The organism is Candidatus Limnocylindria bacterium (genome assembly GCA_036523395.1).
Lineage (GTDB): Bacteria > Chloroflexota > Limnocylindria > P2-11E > P2-11E > CF-39.
Genome location: DATDEH010000046.1, coordinates 21,021 through 45,619 on the forward strand (window position 1 = coordinate 21,021; position 24,599 = coordinate 45,619).

Below are 24,599 nucleotides of genomic sequence, written 5' to 3' on the forward strand. Positions count from 1 at the left end.
CTAGCCGGCGTTCTCCGCCGCGATGAGATCCAGGCTGAGACAGGACCAGCCGAAGTCGGTCGCGCCATAGCCCTCGGCCGTGAACGGGTCGTAGAACTCACGGATCCCGCCGCGGGCCTGCATCGCGATGGTGCGGCGGGCGAGCTCAGTCGCGACTTCGTCGAAGCCGTGCGCGCGAAGGCCCCAGTAGAGGTACCAGTTCACGTTGACCCAGGTGGGGCCGCGCCAGGTCGTCTTCGTCTGCCATGCCGGATCGAATGTCACCTCGTTCGCCGCAACGCTCGGGACGGGGTACGGCAACCAGAACTCCTTCTCGTTCAAGAGATGCTCGTGGACGAGGCGCTTCGCGACCGCGGCATCGAGATCGGGAAGGATCAGGGGGAACAGCGAGGTGAACGTGAGCACGCGGGCCTGCTCCTCCGCCGCGCCCGAGAGGTCCCAGAAGAGACCCGCGCTCGGGTCCCAGCATTTGGCCATCAGCGCACCCAGAGTTCGCTTCGACGCGCGCTCGAAGCGCTCTGGGTGTGGCGCGCCGACCGCACGCGACAGCTTCGCCAGAACGCGAAGGCCGTCCGTGTAGATCGAGTTCACCATGACGTCCTCGAACAGGAACACATCAAGGAGTGGCTGCGCCTCGTGCGTCGCGCCCTTGTACGCGTCGAAGAGCCGCTGCATCGACCGCTGCAGCGAAGGCAGCGTGTCGGTCGGTGGGTCGTACGGGATCCCCATCGCCTTGTCGTACTTGGGACTCGCGTCGAGACCGGATTCGTCGGGCTGGATGATCGCGACGAGTCCGTCGTCATCGGGATCTCGTACTCGAGCGAGCCAGTCGAAGAACCGGACCATCGGAGGGAGCATCTCGCGCACGAAGTTCTTGTCGCCGGTCACTTCGAAGATGCGCTCCACCGCGCGCGCCACGACCGGCGGCTGGATCGTCGCCGTGTAGAAGGGGTGCGCGAGGCGGATGGAGTACTCCTCGTTCAGCCAACGCTTATGCGCGTCCCGCTCCCACAGCAGCATGTGCCCCTGGAAACCGTCGGGCTGGGCGCCCTGCATCAGGCAGCGCAGCTCCTGCTTGGAGAGCTCGGGGTCGACGTGCAGAAGCGCGATGGCGTGGAACGCGCTGTCCCAGAACCACTGGAACGGGTAGTGCGTCGGGGATGGGCACACGAAGTCGTAGCGCATGCCGTCCCAGTCCGAGATGCCGGACTGGCGGTTGCCTTTCAGCACGCGCCGCGCCTCGGCCGCCACCCGCTCCGCCTCAGCCCGGTCGATGCGGGTGTCCGTGGTGGCCACGATTAGCGGTACTGTACGAGTCCGCATGGGAGGTGTGCCGTGATGCGATCCACTCGGTCGTTAGCCGCGATTGCGTTCATTGCCTCGATCGTGATTACCGCCTGCGGAGGGAGCGGGACCCCGACGCCGGTCGGAACTGCGGCAGCCGGTAGCACGATCACCGTCATGTCGCTCTGGGGCGGAAGCGAGCAGGCATCGTTCCAAAAAGTGCTCGACGCCTTCAAGGCGAAGTCCGGGGTCACCGCCAACTACGAATCGATCCGCGATAACTACTCGACGATCCTGCAGACGCGAATCTCTGGCGGCAATCCGCCGGACGTCGCGATCATTCCGGGCATCGGGTTCCTGCGCCAGTTCGCGCGGCAGGGATCCCTGAAGAAGGTCGCCGACCTCGGCATCGACGTGAATGCGCTGAAGTCGAACTACCCACCGGGGATCCTCGAGATCGGTCAGGTCGATGGGACGCAGTACGCGATCATGGTGAAGTTCAACAGCAAGAGCACCATGTGGTTCCGACCTGACAAGTTCAAGACGCTTGGTGTCAGCGCCCCGAGTGACTTCGCCGGTTTCACGAAGCTGCTCGGCGACATCAAGGCCAAGGGCACGGCGCCGATGGGTCTCGGGGCGGCTGACTCGTGGACGCTGACTGACTGGTTCGAGAACATCTACGCGAAGCAGGCCGGTCCGGAGAAGTACGACCAGCTCTTCAGCGGCAAGCTGCCCTGGACCGACGCGTCCGTCGCCGCCGCGGTGGACACGATGAAGTCGGCGATCAAAGAGGACTACGTCGCGGGCGGCATTACCGCCGCTCTCGGACGGAGCTTTACCGACGCCATCGGTCAGACGTTCGCCGCGAACGGCACGGCCGTCATCTACTACGAGGGTGGGTTCGTTGGCGGCATCGCGACAGGTCAGACGAACACCGCGCTCAAGGTCGGCGAGACGATCGACTGGTTCGACTTTCCGGCCGTCGGCAGCGGCAAGACGGTGACCATCGGCGGCGACGTGATCGCCGCATTCACCAACAAGCCGGGCGTGAAAGAGTTCCTGGCCTACATGACCACAGCGGATTCGGGGTCCGTGTGGGCCGGAACGGGCGCGGTCATCTCGCCCGTCAAGTCCGTCCCCGCGACCGCGTATCCGAACGACCTCGCCAAGCGAGAGGCCGCACAGGTCGCGAACGCCAGCGCGGTCCGTTTCGACGGCTCCGACCTGTTGCCCTCCGGTGGCGGAGACAACCTCGGCGCGGCGCTCCAGAACGCGATCCAAGGCAAGACCGTCGACTGGGCGGCGTTCGAAACAGCGATGGCCGCGAAGTGGAAAGCGGAAAAGTAAGCAGCGCCTCGAGCTGAATCCAGGGGCGGGCGGGTGCAGGACTGCCCGCCCGCTCCTCGAACGAACGGAGACAGATGGCCCTCGCGCCGACGCCGGTAGCACCGACCCAGTACCCCGCGCGAGCGGGTGGCCGCACGGCTGCGCGCCGCGCGCGTGGGCCCGAGAGCCCCAAGTGGGGCGCAACGCTCCTCTTCCTGGCGCCAGCGGCTCTCCTGCTCGTTGTGTTCCTCATCTACCCCGCCATCTACACAGTGCTGCTCAGCTTCAACCGCGGCCGTAATGGCGTATTTGAGCAATGGATCGGCCTCGACAACTACACCCGCCTCCTCTCCGACCCGGACTTCATCAATCTCTCGACGTTCCCGCCGTCAGGTGCGCTCTGGAACAACGTGCTCTGGATCGCCTTCTACGTGAGCATCGTCATCTTCCTCGGCCTCATCATCGCGGTGGTCGCGGCTCGTGTGCGCTACGAGTCGGTCGTCAAGGCGATCGTGTTCATTCCCATGGCGATCGCGGCCACGGCCCTCGCCGTCATCTGGAAGTTCGTCTACTCACCTGATGCGAACATCGGGTTCCTCAACGCGATCCTCGGCGCTCTCGGCGTGGCCCCTGTTTCCTGGTTGGGCGATCCGGGGATCGTCAATTTCGCGCTCATCGCGGTCGGGATCTGGGGTTCCGTCGGGTTCGCGACGGTCATCCTGTCGGCGGCGGTGAAAAGCATCCCGGCGGAAGTCATCGAGTCGGCCCGCGTCGAAGGCGCCACCGAGCGGCAGATCTTCTTCCGGATGATCCTGCCGATGGTCAGCCTGCCGATGTCCGTGCTGGCGGTCACGCTCGTCGTCAACGTCATCAAGCTCTTCGATCTCATCTACGTGATGACTCGCGGCGGGCCGGGCAAGGCGAGTCAGGTCATCGCGTTCACGATGTTCCAGCAGGCCTTCGAGGCGGGGCAGTACGGCTACGGGTCGGCGGTCGCGGTCGTGATGCTCGTCCTTCTCGTCCCGATCATGATCTTCAACGTGCGGCGCTTCCGCACGTCATCCGTTACATGAGCATCCTCGCCGGCAGCGTGGTCCAAGGGAGGATGACGCCCGCCGGGCGGATCGTCGCAGCGCTCAACCGCACGGTCATCCATGTCGCCCTGGCGCTCATCGGCCTCATCTGGCTGGTCCCGACGCTCGGGCTACTCGTGACATCCTTCCGGCCGCGCTCGGACATCCAGTCCACAGGATGGTGGGACATCTCCAACTTGCACCTCACCGTCGACAACTACCGACAGGTGCTCGAGGCGCAGGGGATGCTCCAGGCGTTCGCGAACACGGTCTTCATCGCGGTCCCCTCGACGCTGCTCCCGCTGGGCATCTGCGCACTGGCCGCCTATGCCTTCTCGTGGATGCGCTTCCCGTTCCGCGACACGCTCTTTCTCATCGTGGTGGGCCTCCTCATGGTGCCGGTGCAGGTCGCCTTCATTCCGCTGCTCACGGCCTTCCGGGAGCTGGTCCCTGGCCTCGAGCTCACGCGTGGCTACGGCGCGGTGTGGCTCGCGCACACGGCCTTCGCACTACCCTTCGGGATCTTCCTCCTCCGCAACTTCTTCATCACGCTGCCGCCAGACATGATCGAAGCCGCGCGGATCGACGGTGCGTCAGATGTCTGGATCTTCCGAAAGATCGTCGTGCCCGTGTCCGTACCTGCCATCGCCGCGTACGGCATCTTCCAGTTCCTCTGGGTCTGGAACGATCTGCTCATGGCGCTCATCTTCGTGCAGGACTCGAGCAAGTTTCCGATGACCCGGGCGATCCAGAACCTGCTCAGCCAGTACGGCACCGAGTGGCATCTGCTCGCGGCGGGGGCCTTCCTGCTGATGATCGTTCCGCTGATCGTCTTCTTCAGCCTGCAGCGCTACTTCGTCCAGGGTCTGCTCGCCGGCTCGATCAAGTAGGGGGCTGTTCATCGCAGGGGGAGAACCCCCTGCAGCCCCCATGGCCGCGGCTAGGGCCGCGGCCCCCGTATCCTCCGGGTGATCCGCTTCAGCGGAAGCTCGCTGTGATGCTCGACGTACTCGTCGACGACGCCCGGCAAGCCGTGGCCCTTCGCGAGACCAGCTTCATGCAGATACCAATGGTGTTCGGTTATCCACAGGTAGAGATCCGCCTCGGTGTGGTCGGGAAAATCTCGCAGCGCGTCGGCGCTGCGGATCGCCTCGACGGTCGGGAGATAGACGCGGTCGTACCAGCTCGCGACGGCGTCCGGATAGGCGACTTCGCTCTTCCGCTCGAGCCCGAGGTACCAGCGATGCGTCTGGATGTGCTCGAGAAGCTTCTCGTATTGACCCGGCAGAGTGAGCTCGATCCGCGCGCCAGGTCGCAGTCGACTGATGCCTGTCGTCTCGTGAAAGGACACGGCGTCCTCGTCGCGGATCCAGTCGAGGATGTCCTCGACCGACGAGACAGGAGCAGGCGAATCGAACTCGATGACCTTCGCATCGACGAATACCTGTCCGGTCTCGCGCGCCACAGAGACGCGCTGGTTGCCATCCTTGACGAAGTAGGCCTCGCCGACCTTGTACAGCTCCACCGGTGGCAGCACGACCCCGGTGCGAAGTGCGCGATCGACGCTCTCCCAGCGCCCACGCGTCCAAACGTTGCGCGGCAGGAACGCGCGGTCGAAGTCCCGATAGCGACTGACGCTTCCCACGATCTGGTCGACCCGGACCTCGCGGAACCCGACCTCATGCTGGCCGCGCACGTGCAGCTGTCTCCGCACCTCGTCGAACGAGAGGAGCGCGTCGTCGGCGCGCGTGAACCACTTCGCGACTCGCCGCCAGAACGCCCTGCGCCGCGCGCGCTCGAAGTCGGCGCGCGCGGCACTAGCGATCGCCATTGAGCTCGATCTTCTGCGCGCCGTAGGCGTTCACGACGAGGGTGTCGTGGAACTGCGTCCGCGTGACCGTTCTCTGGTCGTAAATGTGTGAGTGGCCGTGGAGGTGGTAGCGCGGACGAAAGGCTCGGAGGAACCAGCGGAAGGCGGTGAAGCCCCAGTGCGCGCGGTCGGGTAGATCATGGATCCCGCGTGGCGGCGAGTGCGTCACGAGCACGTCAAGGTACCGGCCATGCGCGACCCGATTCGCGAGGAGTGCGGGGACCAACCGCAGCGTTGCGAGCCACATCTCGCCCTCGGTCAGCTGATACGGCCCGTCGTTGTAGCGGCGCGACCCGCCGAGCCCGGCGACCAGGAGACCGTCCACCGCGACGACGCGGCCGTGGAGGTTGATGCCCTTCCACCAGAGGCCGATGGTCGGATCCTCGAGGGCCTCGGGCGGTGTGTCGTGGTTCCCGTGAACGGCGAAGAGCGGCACGCCGAGCTCGGTCGCGACGTAATCGAGATAGTCGTAGGGCAGATCGCCGCAGCCCAAGATCAGATCGACCGGCCCGACGGACGACCCGAGCGACGCGTACGCGCGCTCGTCGACGACGTCGCTCAGCGCCAGGATGCGCATTCGGCCAGTTTGGCACCGACATCGGATCGCGTCGGGCGGCACGGCGAGAGGCTCGAACTGCACACGTTCAAGCTGCAGGGCGGGACGATCATCGGCAGTGGCACCGCCGGACAGCTCGAGGGCACGTTCGCGATCCTGGGCGGCACCGGCAGCTACGAGCGCGCGCGGCACGTACGTCGCGCGCCAGCGCCACCAGGACTTCGGAGGTGATGGGTCGGCTGAGTTCGTGCTGAAGTTGACGCGGTAGTCGCCTACCGAGCGGATCTCATCCGCGCCGGCGCATCACGCCCATGAATTTCGGCTGCTCGTTCTCCGAGATGACCTGAACGATCTTGAGCTCGTCGTTGAATCGCGCCAGCGTGTAGGTCGCCTCGAACTGGTAGAGCGCCTCGTCTCCCTCGCCGTGGAGATCCCACGTGAGCTGTGCCTGCGCGATCTGCGGCGAGAGGGTGACGATGCGTAGATCGATCATCGCCGCGCGGCGAACCCCCATCGCCCGGTACATCTGGAGGATCCGCTCGATCACGGCTGACCACGCCTCGCGCGACGGGACCGGCACGAGCGCGACGCCACCGTCGTGCGTCACGACATGTGCGGGATAGGCGTAGCGATCGGCGACGGAGTCCTTGTCCTGGCGCTGGAAATCGGCGGCATATGCCTCGAGGAACGCCTTCGCCTGATCGGTGCTGATGCCAGCCGCGGACACCGGCCGAGCCTATCGGGAATGCTTCGGACCCGCGCGGGCGTTCGGTAGAGTGGGCAGGTGGCCAGCGACGAGTTCGAAGCCGAGGCGCTCCGTCACCTGGACGCGCTCTACCGGACCGCGCTGCGTATGACGCGGTCGGAGGCCGATGCGGAGGACCTCGTGCAGGAGACCTATATCCGAGCCTTCCGGTTCCGAGACCAGTTCACGCTTGGCACGAACATGAAGGCCTGGCTGTTCCGCATCCTTACGAACACGTTCATCAACACCTATCGCCGCAAGACAACGCAGCCAGAGGTGACGGACCTCGAAGGCATCGACGAGTTCTCGCTCTACCGGCGGATGGCCGACGACCGTGCGGCCTCAACCTCGCCTGATCCGGAGGCGGAGCTCCTCAACAGCGTTGTCGATACCGAAGTGACCGACGCGCTCGAGGAGCTGCCCGAGAAATTCCGGACGACCGTCCTCCTCGACGTCGAGGGCTTCTCCTATAAGGAGATCGCCGAGATGCTCGGGATCCCGATCGGGACCGTCATGTCGCGGCTCCACCGGGGGCGTAAGTTCCTCCAGAAGCGGCTCTATGACCTGGCGCGTGAGCGCGGCATCGCGGCCGTGCGCACGCCGCAGAAGAGTTAGGAGGACGGGGTGGACTGCAACGACTGCGTGGAGCGGCTCTACGCCTTCCTCGACCTCGAGCTCGACGAGAAGGAGCTCGCCTCGGTCCGCGCGCACGTCTCCGGGTGCGACGACTGCGGCGATGAGTTGGGCCTCGAGGCCCGCTTCCTCGACCGTCTTCGCGACTGCTGCACCTCTGAGATCGCTCCGGCGCTGCTCCGCGAGCGCGTCATCCAGAAGCTCCGAGGCACAAGTCCTCCGACCACCTAGCGAGGACGATGCGCGACCTGAGACCACTCATGTGTTGACATTTGCGACGTGAATGTGTCTATATAACGAACAATGCGTGGCCAAGAGGAGGTGATTCACTAATGCCAGCAAAGAAGAAGGCTGCAAAGAAGTCCAAGAAAGCGAAGAAGAAGTAAGTTTTGAGAGCGACGAGCGATCGTCGCACTTGTTAATTCCGATCTGGCACCTTTCGCGAACCCACCGATCCGCGTAGGCCTCGCGGATCGGTTTCTTTTTAGGACACACACGTCCTACATTCGCGTGATCGACTCCAAGCGCCGGGTGCCCCGCCCCCGTTGGCCCGCGATCCTCGCGGGTGTCGCGCTTGCGGTCGCGATCGCACTCCTGACCGCCGCCCTGCTGCCCCCGATCCCGGCAGCGGTCGCGTCCTTTTTCGGTCTCTTCATTTCCGGCTTTTTGGCCGGAATACTGGCCCCCGAAGCCCGCGTATATCACGGTGCGCTGGTCGGCGCGGGCTTTGTCGTCTGCGAAGCGTTCGGCATCGTGCCGGGCAGCGGCTACTCGGGGGACGCCCTGTCTGACACGGTGGCCGTCATCGCTTCCGACGCGCTACTGATAGCGGCAGCCGCGTTCGGGGCTTGGTGCTCGCGGCTTTGGTCTTCTTCGGATAGGGGCAGAGCTCGATGATCGGACAGATCGGACACTTCGGTGTCGGCGTGCAGATGCGACGACCGTGCAGCACGAAGTTCCACGTCGCCTTCACCCAGTCCTTCTTCGGATAGAGCGAGCGCAGCTCCTGCTCGATACCATCGGCGCCCTTCCGGGTGAAGCCGAGGCGGGTGGCGACTCGCTCGACGTGGCGGTCCACGGCGACCGCCGGCACCCCGAAGGCGTTCCCGAGGACGATCGATGCGGTCTTGCGACCGACGCCGCGGAGGCTCACCAGCGAGTCCATGTCGCCCGGGACCTCGCCGCCGAACTCGGCGAGGATCTGCTCGGAGACGCCGCGGACCGCCCGCGTCTTCATCCGGAAGAAGCCCGTGGCGTGGAGGTCGCGCTCGAGCTCCTCGACCGGGACCTTCAGGTAGTCGGCGGGGCCGCGGTACTTCACGAAGAGCGCGCGCGTCACCTGGTTGATGTGCGCGTCCTGCGCCTGCGCGGCGAGGATCGTCGCAACGAGGAGCTCGAACGGACTGGTGAACAGGAGCGTCGGTCCCCAGTCGGGATTGGCTTTGGCCAGCCGCGTCAGGACCGCCCGCGCCCGGCGGCGACGCCCGACGGGATCTTCGCGACCACGGTTCATCGCAGGGGGAGAACCCCCTGCAACCCCCCTACGCGCGCGGGGCACAGCGGCACCAGTCGGGTCGCCAACCGCCGGGCGTCACGCGGCCGATCGGACCGGCCCTGTCGGGACGGAAGTACAGCCATTCATCACCGTCGTCGACCTGGACGAGGAGCACCGCTCCGTCCGGCGACCAGGTGTAGTCGAGGAAATGCTTCGTCGAGTCGTAGAGCTCGCGGCGCTGCCCGGTGCCGGGATCGATCACGGCGAGCCAGTGGTGATGTGGCTGCGCGTTGATGATCGAGTACACGAGCAGCGGCGCGGTCGGCGACCAGCGCAGGTCGGCGACGTGATGGATCGCGCCTGTCTTCCCGATCACCCAGAGCTTCGGCGGCGCGCCCACGACCGGCTCCTGCGTGTAGACGATCTGCTCCGCCTCGAGGATCGGACCCCTCTCGATCGCGGCGTACGCCATGAGCTTCCCATCCGCCGAGAACTGCGGGCCGCCGATGAGCCCCATCCCCTTCGGCGCGATGTTCGTCGAGTAGCGCGTGAGCTCGTTGAGCGTCACGAGCATCTGCGTCGGGAACTCCTTTGGCCTGCCTGACGCGAGGCCGCGGAGGTCGGCCAGCGCGATCGCGCCGGTGACGTGCGCGTATCCAAGGTGCGTGCCGTCCGGCGTGAACGCCGGATGCGTCCCCGGTCCCACGACCATGTCGGTCGACGTGGTCACGTCATAGAGGTGAACGTCACCCACCGCACCCGCGAGCGATCCGCCCGCCGCCGCCGTGCCGCCCGAGATCACCTCGCCGTACGTGAGGTACCGGCCGTCGGGCGACCACGCGTAGCCGTCGAGGAAGGTGTCGGGCCTCGTGAGCCGCAGCGGTGCGAGGCCCGTGCGGATCAGGAAGAGCGAGCTTCCACCCTCGCCGGGCACCGCGCGCTCCGCGGCGATGAGCGTGCCGTCCGGCGAGAGTCGACCGCCCAGGTAGCCGCCGCCCGCGGTGCCGTCGGTCGTGACGGCGACCCGGCCGCTCCCGTCGGGGACGGCGGTCCAGAGGTCCAGCCCACCCTTGCTAAAGAGGACTTTCCCGGCAGGAAGGCCCTCGGGAGCCCGATCCGGAGGAGTCGTGGAGACCGGCGTCGCTCGCGAGGTCGGCGGTGCCGGCGCGGCGCATGCCGTTCCGATGAACAGGAGCGCGATGAGCGCGGTAGCGCGGCGGAGCGGCATCCACCGAGCCTAGCAAGGGTGGTCTTTTGTCTTCGTTGACGCACGGCGCGGTCGCCCGCAGACTTGCCCGATTACGCGGCTGTCGGCGCAGGGAGGCGGCCCGCCAGGGTCGAGGCCATATCCGATTAGACCGCTAGGGAGGGTTCGCATGCAGAGACGATGGATATCCGCCGCCGCGGCCATCACCGCTCTCGCGCTCGTCATGGGCGCGTGTGGCGGTGCTGGAACGGGCGGCACCACAGGTGCGTCGACGGCCAAGACGGTCAAGATCATCTCGAGCTTGCCCATGACCGGGGCGTCGCGCACGCAGACGGTCGAGATCGTGAACTCGATCAAGATGGCGATCGACGAGACCAAGATCACGAACGTGACGGTCCTGTACGACGCGCTTGACGACGCCACGGCGGCGAAGGGTTCATGGGACGCGGCGCAGGAGGCGGAGAACGCCCGCAAGGCCATCAACGACAAGCAGGTCGTGGCCTACATCGGGACATACAACTCTGGCGCAGCGAAGGTCTCGATCCCGCTGCTCAACCAGGCCGGCATGGTCATGGTCTCGCCGGCCAACACGTACCCGGGTCTGACGAAGGGTCCTGAGAAGGGCGCCGAGGCGGACGAGCCGGGCAAGTACTACCCGAACGGCAAGCGCAACTACGCGCGCGTCGTTCCCGCCGACGACATCCAGGGCGCCGTGGGCGCGACCTGGGCACAGGAGCTCGGCTCGAAGAAGGTCTACATCGTCCACGACACCGAGCTGTACGGAAAGGGCATCGCCGATGTCTTCCGCGCGAAGGCGAAGGCGCTCGGCCTGACCGAAGCCGGCTACGAGGGCGCGCAGAAGGCGGACAACTACCGCGCGCTCGCGAACAAGATCAAGGACTCCGGTGCCGATCTCGTCTACTACGGCGGCATCGTGGACAACAACCCCGCGGTCCTGTTGAAGGACCTGCGCGCGGTCGCTCCGACCGTCAAGTTCATGGGACCGGACGGCATCAACTGCTCGGAGTTCCTGAAGCAAGCCGGCCCAGCCGCGACCGAGACGTACTCGACCTTCGGTGGCGTTCCGCCGGAGAAGTACACCGGCAAGGCGGCCGAGTGGCTCAAGAACTACAACGCCAAGTTCAACAACAACAACCCGAACCCGTACGCGATCTACGGCTACGAGGCAGCGAAGGTCGTCCTCGCAGCGATCGCCAAGTCGGGCGACAAGGCCGACGACCGGGCGACCGTCCAGACCAACGTCATGGGGACGAAGGACTACGACGGAGTGCTCGGTAAGTGGTCATTCGACGCGGGCGGCGACACCACCCTGACCCAGTTCTCAGGCTCCACCGCCAAGAGCGGCGCCTGGGCATTCGTCAAGGAGCTCGCAGCCAAGTAGCCCAGCACCAGCCGTAGTGCAGAATCGGGGCGGGAAGCCGGAGGGATCCGGCTCCCGCCCCGTTTTCGTGTGAGGGAGGGAACGGATAGACCTCTTTCTGGCCGCGGTGATGATCGGCATCACGAATGGCGCGTTCATCGCGCTCATCGCCCTTGGCTACACGCTGGTCTACGGGATCATCGAACTGATCAACTTCGCGCACGGCGATCTGTTCATGCTCGGCACGTTCGTCTGCCTCAGCACGCTCACGCTTCTCGGCTTCAGCACCGAGGTCGGGATCAGCGGGACGCCGTGGCTCGCTCTTCTCCTGGCGATGGTCGCCGCGATGGCCTTCTGCGGGATCCTCAATGTGCTGGCGGAGCGGATCGCGTACCGCCCGCTCCGTCGTGCCCCCCGTCTCGCGCCCCTCATCTCGGCGATCGGCGTGTCGTTCATCTTCGTCAACATCGGCCTCTTCTGGCAGGGCCCGACCCCCCGGCGCTTCCCCGACCTCCTTCCGCAGTACGACGTTGTAAGCCAGTTCTTCGGACTGACGTCGCTGGTGCGCTTCACGTTCAAGGACTTCTTCGTCCTGGCGCTCGCGATCCCGCTGATGCTGGGGCTGGCGTGGGTGATCCGCAGCACGCGGATGGGGAAGGCCATGCGAGCGGTGGCGCAGGACAGCGAGATGGCACAGCAAATGGGCATCGATGTGAACCGCGTCATCGCGTTCACGTTCCTGCTCGGCGGCATCCTCGCCGGTGCGGCGTCTCTCATGTACGGCCTTTACAACAACAACACCGTGTTCACGCTCGGCTTCACCGCTGGCCTCAAGGCCTTCACCGCCGCGGTGCTCGGCGGCATCGGGAACGTGAACGGCGCAGCGCTCGGTGGGTTCGCTCTGGGGCTGCTTTCCGCACTCACGGTGACGTACTTCGGCGGTCAGTGGGAGAACGTCGGCGTCTTCTCGCTGCTGGTGATCATCCTCGTGTTCAAGCCGACCGGCCTCCTGGGTCAGGAGACCGGCGAGAAGGCATGAAGCCCAAGCCTCCCGTCGCCAAGCCGCCGACGCGCGCGCGCTCGACATTGGGCTGGTGGTACACGGCGACCGGCAGGGCGCGCCAGCAGAAGATGCTGGGAACGATCGTCGGCATCGGCGCGGCGCTGCTGTTCCCCCTCATCAACAACCTGCTCGGACTGGGCTGGGAGGCGAAGTCCGTCCCGATCACGCTGTTCATCATCCTCGCCCTCGGCCTGAACGTCGTGGTCGGCTTCGCCGGGCTGCTCGACCTGGGGTACGCGGCGTTCTTCGCGATCGGCGCGTACACGATGGCGTTCTTGACGTCGACAGTCAGCCCGATCCCCTTCGTCCGCGAGGGGAACCACGTGAACTTCTTCCTGGCGATGTTCATCAGCGCCGGGGTCGCGGCGGTCTTCGGTGTCCTCCTCGGCGCGCCAACGCTCCGCCTGCGCGGCGACTACCTCGCGATCGTCACGCTCGGCTTCGGCGAGATCGTGCCACTGGTGATCAAGAACACGCCTGAGATCACCAAGGGCACTCAGGGCATGAACCCGATCGGTTACCCGGAGATCCCGGGCCTGCAGTTCGCCGTCGACCCGATCCCCTGGTACTACCTGATCGTCGCGGTCCTCATGCTGTCGGTGCTCATCACCGGGCGGCTGCGGACCTCGCGGATCGGCCGCGCCTGGGCGGCGATGCGCGAGGACGAGGTCGCGGCCGCGTCAATGGGCGTCAATCTGGTCACGACGAAGCTGTTCGCCTTCGCCATGGGCGCGAGCTTCTCCGGATTCGCCGGATCGCTCTGGGCCAGCTACCTGCAGGTCATCGCACCCGAGCAGTTCGACTTCTCGGTCTCGATCTTCGTGCTCTGCATGATCATTCTGGGCGGCCTGGGCAACATCGGAGGCGTCATCGCCGGCGGCCTCATGCTCGGCTTCGTCGATCGCGTGCTCTTCGATTGGATCAACGGTTTCGTGCACGGATTCGGCAGCGCGATCGGCAATCAGGATCTGGCCATCATGGACGTGAGCCGCTCGCGCCAGCTCATCTTCGGCGTGGCGCTGGTCGTCCTGATGCTCGTTCGGCCGGAGGGCCTCTTCCCGAGCGCCCGCGTGAGAGCCGAGCTGCACGCTGCGGACGAGGATGAGGTCGCGCTCGAGCAAGAGCGCGCTGTCCTGGTGGACGTCGAACGATGAGCGGGAACGTTCTCGAGGCACGCGCGATCACCAAACAGTTCGGTGGGCTCGTTGCCGTCGGCGGCGTCGATTTCGTGATCCCAGAGGGCTCGATCGTGAGCCTCATCGGTCCGAACGGCGCCGGCAAGACGACCTTCTTCAATGTCATCGCCGGCCTGTACCGTCCGACGAGCGGCACGATCATGTTCGGCGGCGCGAACATCTCCGGTCTACCGCCACACCGCATCACGCGGCTGGGCATCGCGCGCACCTTTCAGAACATCCGGCTGTTCCACAACATGAGTGCGCTCGAGAACGTCATGGTCGGTCACCATTCGCGCATGAAGGCCACTCCGTTCGAGGCGATCCTGCGGCTGCCAAGAGAGCGGCGCGAGGAGCGCGCGACGCGGGAGCTCTGCCGCGAGCTGCTGAAGTACGTCGGCCTGGAGGGGCGCGACGACGTGACCGCGAAGAACCTGCCGTACGGCGACCAGCGCCGGCTCGAGATGGCGCGAGCCCTCGCGACGGAGCCGAAGCTGCTCCTGCTCGACGAGCCGACCGCCGGCATGGACCCGAACGAGACCGGCCGTATGACGCACTTCATCCGGCGGCTGCGCGACGAGCGCAAGATCACGATCCTGCTCATCGAGCACGACATGAAGGTCGTCATGGGCATCTCGCAGCGGGTCACCGTGCTCGACCACGGCACCAAGATCGCCGAGGGGGCGCCGGAAGAGGTGCAGCGCGATCCGCGGGTCATCGAGGCGTATCTCGGAAAGGCGAAGGTCGCCTGATGCCCATCCTCGAGGTGCAGCAGGTCCACACCTACTACGGGAACATCCAGGCGCTCAAGGGGATTTCGCTCACGGTGGAGAAGGGCGAGATCGTCACGCTCATCGGCAGCAACGGCGCCGGGAAGACCACGACGCTGCGCACGATCGCCGGCGTGCTGCGCCCGCGGAAGGGCACCGTCCGCATGGGCGACCGCGACCTCACCAAGGTGCCCGCGAACGAGATCGTCCGCCTCGGCCTCGCGCATTCCCCCGAAGGCCGGCGGATCTTCTCCCGCATGTCGGTGAAAGAGAACCTCGAGATGGGTGCCTACGCCCGGAACGATCCGCCCGCCGAGCTCGCGAAGGACTTCGAGCGCGTGTACGAGCTCTTCCCGCGCCTCAAGGAGCGCCTCACGCAGCGTGCCGGAACGCTCTCCGGCGGCGAGCAGCAGATGCTCGCGATCGGACGCGCCCTCATGGCACGACCGACGGTACTGCTGCTCGACGAGCCTTCGATGGGGCTCGCGCCCGTGCTGGTGGAGCTCGTCTTCAAGACGATCCAGGACATCAACAAGCAGGGCATGACCGTCCTGCTGGTCGAGCAGAACGCGCACATGGCGCTTTCGATCGCGCACCGTGGCTACGTGCTTCAGACCGGAAAGATCGTCCTCTCGGACAGCGCGAAGAACCTCGCGGCGAACGAGATGGTCCGGAAGGCTTATCTCGGCGAGGAGTAACCGCCGCCGCGATACTCAGACCATGTCCATCACCGATCTGAAGGTCCCGAAGGACGTCGAGCGCGTGGTCGAGATGCTGATCGCGGCCGGCCACGCCGCCTATGTCGTCGGCGGCTGCGTGCGCGACGCGATCCGCGGCGTCGACCCGCAGGATTGGGACGTCGCGACCGATGCGACGCCCGACGAGATCCAGAAGCTGTTCGCCCGCTCGCTTTACACGAACCGCTTCGGCACGGTCATCGTGCGGTCGGGCGAACACGAGGTCGAGGTCACGACCTACCGGATCGAGGCCGAGTACTCGGACCACCGCCGACCCGATCGGGTCGCGTTCACCGACTCGCTCCACGAGGATCTCTCGCGCCGTGACTTCACGATGAACGCAATGGCGTGGCGACCCTCACGCAACGGCACGCCCGGTGAGCTCATCGATCCATTCGGGGGCCAGCGCGACCTGGCCGCACGCGTTCTGCGCGCCGTCGGTGATCCGGAGGAGCGCTTCCGCGAGGACGCGCTGCGAATGCTGCGCGCCGTGCGCTTCGCCACCCTGTTCGAGATGCGCATCGATGACCGCACCGCGGCGGCGATCCGCGCGTGCGCGCCACTGGTCGAGACGCTCTCAGGAGAGCGCATCAATCAGGAGATGACCAAGATCATGGGCGCGCAGACGCCGTCGGTCGCCTTTCGCATGCTCTCGGATGTCGGCCTCCTCGCGGTGCTCTGTCCCGAGCTCGAGGAGTGCAAGAAGACCCCGCAGGACAAGGTCGCCGCGCAGGACGTGTTCGAGCACTCGCTCGCGACCGTCGACGCGACGCCGGCGAACGACCTCGTGCTGCGCCTGGCCGGTCTCTTCCACGACATCGGGAAGCCGGAGACGTTCGCCGACGGGCATTTTCACCAGCACGAGTTCGTGGGCGAGTTCAAGGCACGTCAGATCCTGCGGCGCTGGAAGTTCGACAAGGAGACCGTCGCCGAGGTCACCCACCTCATCCGCAACCACATGTTCTGGTATGAGACGCACTGGACCGACTCGGCCGTCCGGCGCTTCATCCGGAAGATCGGGCTCGACTACATCCCCGCGCTCTTCGCCCTGCGACGTGCTGACAACATCGGCAGCGGTGCGCGCTCGCCGCGGATGTACGCGCTCGAGGCGCTCTGGCAACGCGTGCAGGAGCAGATCGCCGCCGCGAACGCGTTCTCGCTGCACGACCTCAAGATCGACGGGAACGACATCATGCGCGAGCTTGGTATCCCGCCAAGCCCGGACGTCGGCCGCATCCTGAACGCCCTCTTCGAGCGCGTGCTCGACGAGCCCGCCCTCAACACGCGGGAGAAGCTCATCGAGCTCGCCAAGGCGATGCGCGCTTAGAGCGATGGCCAACGAGGCGATCGCAGCGGAGATCCTCGCGATGGCCGACGAGGATCAGCGCCTGCGCAGCGAGGCCTCGGCCAACACGCGGTCATGGGATCCAGAGGTGGACAAGCGGAACGCTCGCCGCATGCGCGAGATCGTCAGTGAGATCGGCTGGCCGACCACATCGAAAGTCGGTGCTCAGGCCGAGCACGCCGCGTGGCTGCTCTCGCAGCACGCCGAACTCGAGTTCCAGAAGGAGAGCTTTGCGCTGATGGCGCGCGAGCCGGGGCACGAGGTGTGCGCGCGTCATCTGGCCTATCTCCAGGATCGCATCCGCGTGCGGGAGGGACTCCCGCAGCGCTTTGGCACTCAGTTGCAGGAAAACGACGGCGGCTGGGAGCCGCTACCGACGCTGGATCCCGAAGACCTTGACGCGCGCCGCCGAGCCGTCGGCCTCGAGCCGATCGCCGAGTACCTGGACGGCGCGCGCCGGAATCTTCGCTAGCTGCTGCTGCGCTCGTACGCGGTCGTCGGCGTCGTGTACGCGCCGCCGTTGACGCCGCTCGCGCTCTTCGAGGGCTTGACCTGCTCGATCTGGTCCTCGCTCTGACGCTTCATCTTGTCGACCTGCCGCACCAGGCGACGCCGTGTCTCCTGCCCGGGATACGGTGCCGCGATGAGCGCGATCGCCATACCGACGACAGCGCCGAGCACCAGACCCAGGCCCAGCCATACGATCCCCGGCGTGTCGTCGCGCCGGCTGATCTCGAGCTTGCTCAGGTCCCGCACCTTGCTCATGTCGGGCATCTTGGCGTCGCTCACAAAGTCCGACGCCCGCTTGCCCGCTTCGCTACGGATGTCTTCGAATAGATCCCTCAGATCCTTTGCGTTGACCATGAAACACCTCCACGCGGGTACGCCCTCGGGCGCCCAAGGCGATACAGGGCCCTTACTGAGCAGTCGGTGTGCCACCGGTCGGCTTTGAGAGCGCTGCCTCAATGAATACGTCGATATCGCCGTCGAGGACCCGGGTCGGGTCGCCCACTTCGACGCCAGTTCGATGGTCTTTCACCAGCGTGTAAGGGTGGAGGACGTAGGAGCGGATCTGACTTCCCCAGTCCGCCGAGCGCATCTCGCCACGCTCGCGTGCCTGCTCGGCCTCCTGTTCGAGCACGCGCTTCTCCAGAAGCCGCGCCTTGAGGATGCGCATCGCGGTCTCACGGTTCTGCAGCTGCGAGCGCTCGTTCTGGCAAGACACGACGATGCCGCTCGGAAGATGCGTGATGCGTATCGCGGTCTCCGTCTTGTTGACGTTCTGGCCACCCGCGCCGGTCGCGCGATATGTGTCGATCTTCAGCTCTTCCGGCCGGATCTCGATCTCGGCATCGTCCTCGACCTGTGGGGTCGGATCCACGAGGGCGAACGAAGTCTGACGTCGTCTCTGGAAATCGAACGGCGAGATGCGCACCAGCCGGTGCGTCCCGCGCTCGGTCTTGAGATACCCGTACGCGTACGGCCCTTCCACTGTGATCGTCGCGCTGCGGATGCCTGCTTCTTCTCCTGGCGTCGACTCGACGATCTCGGCCTTGAAGCCGTGCCGCTCGGCCCAGCGCAGGTACATGCGCACGAGCATCTGCGCCCAGTCCGCGGCGTCAGTTCCCCCGACGCCGGCGGAGATCGCTACGACCGCATCGCGCTCGTCATACGGTCCGCCGAGCTGCGCTTCGAGGCTCGCCGTGTCGACCTCGGTGGTGAGCTCCCGCAGTTCGCGCTCGAGGTCCGCGCTGAGCGCCGGGTCTTCGGACATCGACGCCAGCTCCGCGAGGTCTGCGGCGCGCTGGCGGAATGAGTCCCAGCGCTCGACGCGCGCGCGTATCAGCCCGAGGCGCTTCATGACCTGCTGAGCATGCTTGCGGTCGTTCCAGAGGTCGGACGCGGAGGACTCGACCTCTAGACGAGCGACCTCGCTACGGAGGGCGGGGAGGTCAAAGGAACACCGCCATGCGGTCGATGCGCTCGCGCAGAGCGGCGAGGGCCGCCGGGTCCAGCGTCACGACGCTTCAGCGCTTGCGGGGTCGTTCGAAGGTCGTCGTAACGGGCTGGGCGACGGGGGCCAGCTTGCCCGCGGCGAAACTGACGAAGGTCACGCAGGGGCAGTAGGTGTTACGCGGGCAGCGAGGGCAGTCGCCATCGCAGTCCAGGGTCGCGCCGTAGGAACACTTGAGGCAGTTGTCCTCGCAGACGATCCACTCTTTCATGACGCTCCCCACAGGCGGGCTTTGTGCCGCTTTGCGTACGCGAGTTTACCGGTCTGACACCCGCTTGAGAAGGGGTTTTTCCCCATTTTGTGCTCGTCCGTCCCGCGCGAGCCGGCGCGCCCGCCTGGCCAAAATGGGCAGAGTGACCGCTCCAGCGCCCAAATAAAGGAGGCCGAGCACCTGCGCCTGCTGGAGCCCGCCGAGGAACAGGGGGTCGGTCCGCAGGAAGGACAGAAGGAACCTGCCAGCGCCTAGAAGGAGCAGGTAACCAAGCCAGACCCGGCCCTCGGGCGGCTGTCCCCGGACGCGGCGCCAATAGAGATACAGGACGAGGAAGATCCCGACCATCAGGAGCCCGTCGTATACGCCGATCGGGTGGACGGACGTGCTCTGACCGAGCGTGTTCGGATGCGTGTAGCGCACGCACCAGGGAAGATCCAGACACGGAACGGAGTGGTGCTCACCGTTGACGATGTCGCCGATGCGCCCGATGGCCTCGCCGAGCGCGATCCCGATCACCGTGATGTCGAACATGAAGCCGACCGGGAGCCGCAGCCACCGCGCGGCCAGATAGCCGGTGATCGTCGACCCGATCGGCGCGCCCATCGTGCCGATGCCGCCGCTCCAGAACTGGAGCGCTCGGAGAGGATCGTCCGCGTAGAGCGCCGCCCAGTTGTCGGTGACGTGGGCGATGCGCGCGCCGATGAGACCACCGATGACGACCGCGATCGCGAATGGGTAGACCCGCTCGTCACGCACGAGATAACGCGCGCAGCGGATCGAGACGAAGGCGCCGACGAGCATGCCGACGAACGCGAAGACCGAGTGCCATGCGATGCGGAAGGACCCGATCGCCAGGTCCGGGTCGAAGGGGAGCTCGATCAGGTGGCTGCGGGCTCCCGTGCGCCCTTGAACGTGGTCAACCGGACGATCATCGGGATCGCGGCCGCGAGTACGAACACCGAGATCACCTGGTCCTCGCGAAGGCCGAAGACATATGTGGGGTCAGCGATCCGCAGCGACCCGAGCAGCAGGCGGCCGATCGCGTACCACGCGGCCGAGAGCCAGAAGATGAGTCCATCAGGGAGTCCGCGGCCGCGCAGCGCGAGCGAACCAACGACGCTGACCAGATTCCAGACAAGGTCGTAGCCGACGACGAGGTGCACCGGGCCTGACTGGCCGAGCGTGTCTGGATGCGTGTAGCCGACGCATAGGCCCTGCGGGGGCTCGCACGCGACCGCATGATGCTCGCCGTTGATCACGTCGCCGATCCGCCCGATCGCGAAGCCGAGCGCGATCCCAGGGGCCGCGGCGTCAGCGCCGAACCCGATCGGGAGCCCGCGTCGGATGCCGACAAAGAGCCCCGAAAGCACACCCCCGATGGCACCACCCCATATCGCGATGCCGCCGGTCCAGATGAGAAGGACCTGGAGCGGATTGGCGAGGTAGTACTGCCACTGGTCGATCACATGAACGATCCGGGCGCCGATGATGCCGCCGACAACACCCCATGTGGCAACGGCAGTGGCGTCCTCTTCAGAGATGCGTGGCTGGATGAGCCGCAGCGGAAGCCACACGCCGAACAAGATGCCGACCGCAGTGAAGATGCCGTGCCACGCGATGGCCACCGGACCGATGTGAACGTTCGGATCGAACGGAATAGTGATCACGGCGCTGGTCGCGCTGCGCCGCGGGTCCTGCCGCGGCTGGGGGTCCTCGCTCGCGAGTTGGCCTCCCCGCCTGTACCGCTCGTTCGCCGTCCCTCTGCCGGCGGGGCCCCTCCACTCTCGCTCGCGAGAGGCCCCGCTCGCCGCGTCACCCGCGGCGCCGCAGTACTAACGGCCATGACACTTCTTGAATTTCTTCCCTGATCCGCACCAGCAGGGATCATTTCGCCCCAGCTTCTTTCCCGAGCTCGTGGTCGGCGTGTGTTCGTCTCTGTTGGTCCGCAAATCAGCACGTCCCGTGGCCGTCGTTCCGTTCCCTGATGTGGACGTCTGCTGTGGCGCAGCCCCCTGTTGCTGCTCCTCTTGCTCGGCTTGTTCGGCGGTACGGACCGAGACGCGCAGGATCGTCTGCGCGACACCCGTTGCGACACGCGCCTGCATCTGCTCGAAGTAGTCGTGCGCCTCGTGCTTGTAAGCGACAAGCGGGTCCTGCTGGCCGTAGCCACGGAGGTAGATCCCTTCGCGGAGCTCCTCCATAGCGGTGAGGTGCTCGATCCAGTGCGTGTCGATCGTGCGGAGCATCACCCAGCGCTCCACGGCACGCATGACCGGCGTCGACTCGCCATCCGCCTCGACGTTCCCGAGCTCCGCTTCCTTCGCCTCGTAGACGTCGTCGACGAGGTTCTCGACCGTCTCGCGCAGCTCCTCGAGATTCGCCGGTTCACCGAACTCTGATGCCGCGACCTCGCGGCCAAGAAGGGCACCGAGCGCCAGGGCGAGCTTCTCGCGATCCCAGTCCTCGGGATCGGGCGACGCCGCCTCGGCCTCGACGATGTTGGAAGCCTCGTCGTGCAGGAAGTCGAGGACGGTCTCGCGCACGTCGCCCTTCTCCAGGATCTTGCGGCGGTCCTTGTAGATCTCGTTGCGCTGGTTGTTCAGGACGTCGTCGAACTCGAGCGCGCGCTTGCGCATGTCGAAGTTGCGCGTCTCGACCTTGATCTGCGCCTGCGTGATCGCGCCCGTGACCATCCGGGACTCGATGGGCGCCTCGTCGTTCATACCCATCTTTCCCAGCAGCCCGGCGACGCCCTCCGACGCGAAGATGCGGATCAGGTCGTCCTCGAGCGAGTTGAAGAAGCGCGTCGTTCCCGGATCGCCCTGCCGGCCGGCGCGGCCCCGAAGCTGGTTGTCGATACGGCGCGCCTCGTGCCGCTCCGTCCCGATGACGTGCAGACCCCCGCGGTCGACGACGCCGGGGCCGAGGAGGATGTCGACACCGCGGCCGGCCATGTTCGTGGAGAGCGTGACCGCGCCCTCCTGACCGGCGTCGGCGATGATCAGGGCCTCGCGCTCGTGGTTCTTCGCGTTGAGGACCTCGTGCTTGATGCCATGCCGGCGCAGCTCGTCGGACAGCCGCTGGCTCTTGTCGACCGAGGTCGTGCCGATGAGCACAGGCTGGCCGCGCTGGTTGCGCTCCTTCACGTCCTTGATGACCGCGTTCCATTTCCCCTGCTCGGTCGCGTAAACCAGATCCGGGTCGTCCTTTCGGATCATCGGCCGGTGCGTCGGGATCTGCGTGACCTCCAGCTTGTAGACCTTGAAGAGCTCCTCGGCCTCGGTCGCCGCGGTACCGGTCATGCCGGCGAGCTTCTCGTACATGCGGAAGTAGTTCTGGATCGTGATCGTCGCGAAGGTGCGCGTCTCCCGCTGGATCTTGACGCCTTCCTTCGCCTCGACCGCCTGATGCAGGCCGTCGCTCCACCTGCGACCGGGCATGAGGCGTCCGGTGAACTCGTCGACGATGACGACCTCGCCGTCCTTGACGACGTACTCCTTGTCCTTCCGGTACATCGACACGGCCTTCACGGCGTTGTCGAGGAAATGCACCGCGGAGACGTCGCCCTCGTACATGTTCTGCAGTCCGAGCATCTTCTCGGCTTTCGCGATGCCGTCCTCGGTCAGCGATACGGCGTGGTGCTTCTCCTCGACGATGTAGTCCTTGTCCGGCTGCAGCTTCTTCGCGACCGACGCGAAGCGGTAGTACTGCTCGGAGACGTCCTCGGCGGGCGAGCTGATGATGAGCGGTGTGCGCGCCTCGTCGATGAGGATCGAGTCGGCCTCGTCGACGATCGCGTAGTAGAGATCGCGCTGCACCATCCGCGCGAGGTCGTCGACCATGTTGTCGCGGAGATAGTCGAACCCGAACTCGCTGTTCTGGCCGTAGGTGATGTCGGCTAGGTATGCCTCACGCCGGGTGACGTCGCGCCAGTGGCGGTGGCGCTCGTCGACCGCCTCGAGCACGACACTGGGGTCGTAGATCGCGGACTTCTCGTGGGCGATGTACGCCACGCTCAGGCCGAGGAGGTGGTAGATCGGCGCCATCCAGCCGGCACCGGTCTTGGCGAGGTAGTCGTTCGTCGTGACGAGGTGCGCGCCCCTACCCGCGAGCGCGTTGAGATACAGGGCCGCGGAGGCGACAAGCGTCTTGCCCTCGCCCGTCTTCATCTCCGCGATGTGGCCCTTGTGCAGCGCCATCGCGCCCATGAGCTGGACGTCGAAGGGGCGCTGGCCGATCGTCCGTTGCGCCGCTTCGCGCACCGCGGCGAACGCCTCCGGCAGGACGTCGTCCAGCGTGTCGCCCTTCGCAAGGCGGTCGCGAAAATCCGACGTTCGCTTACGCAGCGCGTCGTCGGTCAGGGCCTTCGTTCCGGCTTCGAGCGCGTTGACCCTCTCGACGACCTTCTTCAGTCGTCGGAGCTCACCCTCGTTGGAATCGAAGATCCGGGTTAGAACGCTCAAACTTCGATGCTAGGTCACCGGCAGCGGCATCTGCGACCCGGGCGGATTGAAGAGCGCTCCGACTGACTCGCCCTCGTGGATCCGCCTGATCGCCTCAGCGAACAGAGACGCCACGGTGAGGACGCGCACCCTGTCGTTATTGCGCACCGACGGTGGCATCGGACAGGTGTCCGTGGTGATGAGCTCGACGATGCCGCTCGCGGTCAGACGCTCCGCGGCGTTGTCGCTGAACACGCCGTGCGTGCACGCGGCCCAGATCTCGTTGACGCCGCGCTCCTGCAGGACCTTGATGGTATTGAGCATCGTCGTGCCGCGATCGATCTCGTCATCGATGACGATCGCGCGCTTGCGGTCGATGTCGCCGATCACGCCGACGATCTCGCTCCGGCCGCTGTTGTCTCGGTGGGTCTTCTGCATGAACACGAGCGGGATACCCAGCATCTCGCCGATGCGCCGCGCCTGGTTCGCGTAGCCAAGGTCCGGCACGATGAGCACGCACTGGTCGGGCGCGGGTTCGACGATCGTTCGCAGGTATTCGACCAGGAGATTGCGCGCGGACAGCTCGTCACCGGGGATGCTGAAGAAGCCCTGGATCTGCATCTGGTGCATGTCCATGGTGAGAAAGCGATTCGCGCCGGCGACCGCGATGAGGTCGGCGAGGAGGCGCGCCGTGATCGGCACGCGGGGCTGGTCCTTTTTGTCACTGCGGCCGTAGGCGTAGTACGGCATGACGGCGGTGATGCGTCCGGCCGACGCGCGCTTGAACGCGTCGAGCATGATGAGGAGCTCCATGATCGCGTCGCTGACCGACGTGCCGGTGAGCGACTGAACGACGAAGACGTCGTGCTCGCGCACGTTCTCGTTGACCTTCACGAAGATGTTGTCGTTCGCGAACTTGAAGACCTCGGCGGCGCCGAGCGGGATCTCCAGGGCACGACAGATGTCGCGCGCGAAGGTGGGATGAGCGTTGCCGGTGTAGACGGACAGGCCCCCGTACACGGCTCCCCTCCCGCTTGGTGGTTAGCAGGAGCGCCCCCTGCAACGAAAGTATACGGACGATACCCTCCCCTCGTGAGCGCTGCGACGGGCCACCGCATCCGCTGGATACTCGTCTGCGTGCTCGTCGCGGCATGGTTCGTCGCGCTCGCGCTGAGCATCGCCGGGAACCTCGTGCATCTCCTGCTGCTTGGCTCGATCGGGATCCTTGTCTACGAGCTCCTCGTGGAGGACGCGGCCTGACCGAGCCTG

At 66.0% G+C, this 24,599-nt stretch carries 26 protein-coding genes; 14 read left to right on the forward strand and 12 right to left on the reverse strand.

Features of this window, described 5'->3' with window-relative positions; all coding sequences use genetic code 11:
* Window positions 1-1,296, reverse strand: a complete 1,296-nt coding sequence (locus VI056_06005; protein ID HEY6202578.1) for a hypothetical protein — start codon at window positions 1,294-1,296, stop codon at window positions 1-3.
* 165 nt (window positions 1,297-1,461) lie between these two features.
* Between VI056_06005 and VI056_06010 the strand changes: the two genes are divergently transcribed.
* The 3 genes from VI056_06010 (at window position 1,462) to VI056_06020 (ending at window position 4,573) form a co-directional block, all read left to right on the forward strand.
* Window positions 1,462-2,631: an ABC transporter substrate-binding protein gene (locus tag VI056_06010; protein HEY6202579.1), complete on the forward strand. Its 1,170-nt coding sequence runs from the start codon at window positions 1,462-1,464 to the stop codon at window positions 2,629-2,631.
* Between the two features lie 74 nt (window positions 2,632-2,705).
* Window positions 2,706-3,683: a sugar ABC transporter permease gene (locus VI056_06015; GenBank protein ID HEY6202580.1), complete on the forward strand. Its 978-nt coding sequence runs from the start codon at window positions 2,706-2,708 to the stop codon at window positions 3,681-3,683.
* Window positions 3,680-4,573, forward strand: a complete 894-nt coding sequence (locus tag VI056_06020) for a carbohydrate ABC transporter permease (protein ID HEY6202581.1) — start codon at window positions 3,680-3,682, stop codon at window positions 4,571-4,573. Before VI056_06015 ends, VI056_06020 begins: the two co-directional genes overlap by 4 nt.
* Window positions 4,574-4,623: 50 nt before the next feature.
* Here the strand turns inward: VI056_06020 and VI056_06025 are convergent, their stop codons facing one another.
* Both VI056_06025 and VI056_06030 read right to left on the reverse strand, forming a co-directional pair.
* Window positions 4,624-5,514, reverse strand: a complete 891-nt coding sequence (locus VI056_06025) for a hypothetical protein (GenBank protein HEY6202582.1) — start codon at window positions 5,512-5,514, stop codon at window positions 4,624-4,626.
* Window positions 5,501-6,130 carry a metallophosphoesterase gene (locus VI056_06030; protein ID HEY6202583.1) on the reverse strand — a complete coding sequence of 210 codons (630 nt, stop codon included), beginning with the start codon at window positions 6,128-6,130 and terminating at the stop codon, window positions 5,501-5,503. Before VI056_06030 ends, VI056_06025 begins: the two co-directional genes overlap by 14 nt.
* A gap of 9 nt (window positions 6,131-6,139) precedes the next feature.
* On the opposite strand from VI056_06030, the gene VI056_06035 reads away from it, so the two are divergent.
* Window positions 6,140-6,340 carry a hypothetical protein gene (locus VI056_06035; protein HEY6202584.1) on the forward strand — a complete coding sequence of 67 codons (201 nt, stop codon included), beginning with the start codon at window positions 6,140-6,142 and terminating at the stop codon, window positions 6,338-6,340.
* 55 nt (window positions 6,341-6,395) lie between these two features.
* Here VI056_06035 and VI056_06040 read toward each other — a convergent pair whose 3' ends face one another.
* The gene (locus VI056_06040; GenBank protein ID HEY6202585.1) at window positions 6,396-6,836 is read right to left on the reverse strand and encodes a hypothetical protein; all 441 of its coding nucleotides are present in this window, start codon (window positions 6,834-6,836) and stop codon (window positions 6,396-6,398) included.
* A gap of 57 nt (window positions 6,837-6,893) precedes the next feature.
* On the opposite strand from VI056_06040, the gene VI056_06045 reads away from it, so the two are divergent.
* Together VI056_06045 and rsrA are read left to right on the forward strand one after the other, a co-directional pair.
* Window positions 6,894-7,469 (forward strand): sigma-70 family RNA polymerase sigma factor, encoded by a 576-nt coding sequence (locus VI056_06045; GenBank protein ID HEY6202586.1) that lies wholly within the window; start codon window positions 6,894-6,896, stop codon window positions 7,467-7,469.
* A 9-nt stretch (window positions 7,470-7,478) separates the two neighbouring features.
* Window positions 7,479-7,718 carry a mycothiol system anti-sigma-R factor gene (rsrA, locus tag VI056_06050; GenBank protein ID HEY6202587.1) on the forward strand — a complete coding sequence of 80 codons (240 nt, stop codon included), beginning with the start codon at window positions 7,479-7,481 and terminating at the stop codon, window positions 7,716-7,718.
* Between the two features lie 571 nt (window positions 7,719-8,289).
* Here rsrA and nth read toward each other — a convergent pair.
* Both nth and VI056_06060 read right to left on the reverse strand, forming a co-directional pair.
* Complete coding sequence (gene nth / locus VI056_06055) at window positions 8,290-9,000, reverse strand: endonuclease III (GenBank protein HEY6202588.1); 711 nt, start codon at window positions 8,998-9,000, stop codon at window positions 8,290-8,292.
* A gap of 28 nt (window positions 9,001-9,028) precedes the next feature.
* Window positions 9,029-10,210 (reverse strand): hypothetical protein, encoded by a 1,182-nt coding sequence (locus VI056_06060; GenBank protein ID HEY6202589.1) that lies wholly within the window; start codon window positions 10,208-10,210, stop codon window positions 9,029-9,031.
* 148 nt (window positions 10,211-10,358) lie between these two features.
* On the opposite strand from VI056_06060, the gene VI056_06065 reads away from it, so the two are divergent.
* The 7 genes from VI056_06065 (at window position 10,359) to VI056_06095 (ending at window position 17,132) form a co-directional block, all read left to right on the forward strand.
* A complete protein-coding gene (locus VI056_06065; GenBank protein HEY6202590.1) occupies window positions 10,359-11,591 on the forward strand; it encodes a branched-chain amino acid ABC transporter substrate-binding protein in 1,233 nt (410 codons plus the stop codon).
* Between the two features lie 109 nt (window positions 11,592-11,700).
* Window positions 11,701-12,609 (forward strand): branched-chain amino acid ABC transporter permease, encoded by a 909-nt coding sequence (locus tag VI056_06070; protein HEY6202591.1) that lies wholly within the window; start codon window positions 11,701-11,703, stop codon window positions 12,607-12,609.
* Window positions 12,606-13,787, forward strand: a complete 1,182-nt coding sequence (locus VI056_06075) for a branched-chain amino acid ABC transporter permease (GenBank protein HEY6202592.1) — start codon at window positions 12,606-12,608, stop codon at window positions 13,785-13,787. The genes VI056_06070 and VI056_06075 overlap by 4 nt, the downstream gene beginning before the upstream one ends.
* Window positions 13,784-14,560: an ABC transporter ATP-binding protein gene (locus VI056_06080; GenBank protein ID HEY6202593.1), complete on the forward strand. Its 777-nt coding sequence runs from the start codon at window positions 13,784-13,786 to the stop codon at window positions 14,558-14,560. Before VI056_06075 ends, VI056_06080 begins: the two co-directional genes overlap by 4 nt.
* Window positions 14,560-15,276: an ABC transporter ATP-binding protein gene (locus VI056_06085; GenBank protein HEY6202594.1), complete on the forward strand. Its 717-nt coding sequence runs from the start codon at window positions 14,560-14,562 to the stop codon at window positions 15,274-15,276. Before VI056_06080 ends, VI056_06085 begins: the two co-directional genes overlap by 1 nt.
* 22 nt (window positions 15,277-15,298) lie before the next feature.
* Entirely contained in the window at window positions 15,299-16,642 is a 1,344-nt protein-coding gene (locus tag VI056_06090; GenBank protein HEY6202595.1) for a CCA tRNA nucleotidyltransferase, read from the forward strand.
* Between the two features lie 4 nt (window positions 16,643-16,646).
* The gene (locus tag VI056_06095; GenBank protein HEY6202596.1) at window positions 16,647-17,132 is read left to right on the forward strand and encodes a DUF6624 domain-containing protein; all 486 of its coding nucleotides are present in this window, start codon (window positions 16,647-16,649) and stop codon (window positions 17,130-17,132) included.
* Here VI056_06095 and VI056_06100 read toward each other — a convergent pair.
* The 6 genes from VI056_06100 to VI056_06125 form a co-directional block, all read right to left on the reverse strand.
* Window positions 17,129-17,524, reverse strand: coding sequence for a YtxH domain-containing protein (locus VI056_06100; protein HEY6202597.1), 396 nt, complete (start codon window positions 17,522-17,524; stop codon window positions 17,129-17,131). The genes VI056_06095 and VI056_06100 overlap by 4 nt on opposite strands.
* A gap of 52 nt (window positions 17,525-17,576) precedes the next feature.
* Window positions 17,577-18,630 (reverse strand): peptide chain release factor 2 gene (gene prfB, locus VI056_06105; protein ID HEY6202598.1). Its coding sequence is split into 2 segments (ribosomal slippage): window positions 17,577-18,614 and window positions 18,616-18,630, totalling 1,053 coding nucleotides; the frame shifts between segments, so codons are not numbered across the junction.
* A 300-nt stretch (window positions 18,631-18,930) separates the two neighbouring features.
* Complete coding sequence (locus VI056_06110; protein ID HEY6202599.1) at window positions 18,931-19,884, reverse strand: prolipoprotein diacylglyceryl transferase family protein; 954 nt, start codon at window positions 19,882-19,884, stop codon at window positions 18,931-18,933.
* Window positions 19,767-20,555: a prolipoprotein diacylglyceryl transferase gene (locus tag VI056_06115; protein ID HEY6202600.1), complete on the reverse strand. Its 789-nt coding sequence runs from the start codon at window positions 20,553-20,555 to the stop codon at window positions 19,767-19,769. The genes VI056_06110 and VI056_06115 overlap by 118 nt, the downstream gene beginning before the upstream one ends.
* Window positions 20,556-20,720: 165 nt before the next feature.
* Window positions 20,721-23,351, reverse strand: a complete 2,631-nt coding sequence (gene secA / locus VI056_06120; protein ID HEY6202601.1) for a preprotein translocase subunit SecA — start codon at window positions 23,349-23,351, stop codon at window positions 20,721-20,723.
* Window positions 23,352-23,360: 9 nt separating this feature from the next.
* Complete coding sequence (locus tag VI056_06125) at window positions 23,361-24,350, reverse strand: ribose-phosphate diphosphokinase (protein HEY6202602.1); 990 nt, start codon at window positions 24,348-24,350, stop codon at window positions 23,361-23,363.
* A gap of 72 nt (window positions 24,351-24,422) precedes the next feature.
* On the opposite strand from VI056_06125, the gene VI056_06130 reads away from it, so the two are divergent.
* Window positions 24,423-24,590 carry a hypothetical protein gene (locus tag VI056_06130; protein ID HEY6202603.1) on the forward strand — a complete coding sequence of 56 codons (168 nt, stop codon included), beginning with the start codon at window positions 24,423-24,425 and terminating at the stop codon, window positions 24,588-24,590.
* The last annotated feature ends 9 nt before the right edge of the window (window positions 24,591-24,599 follow it).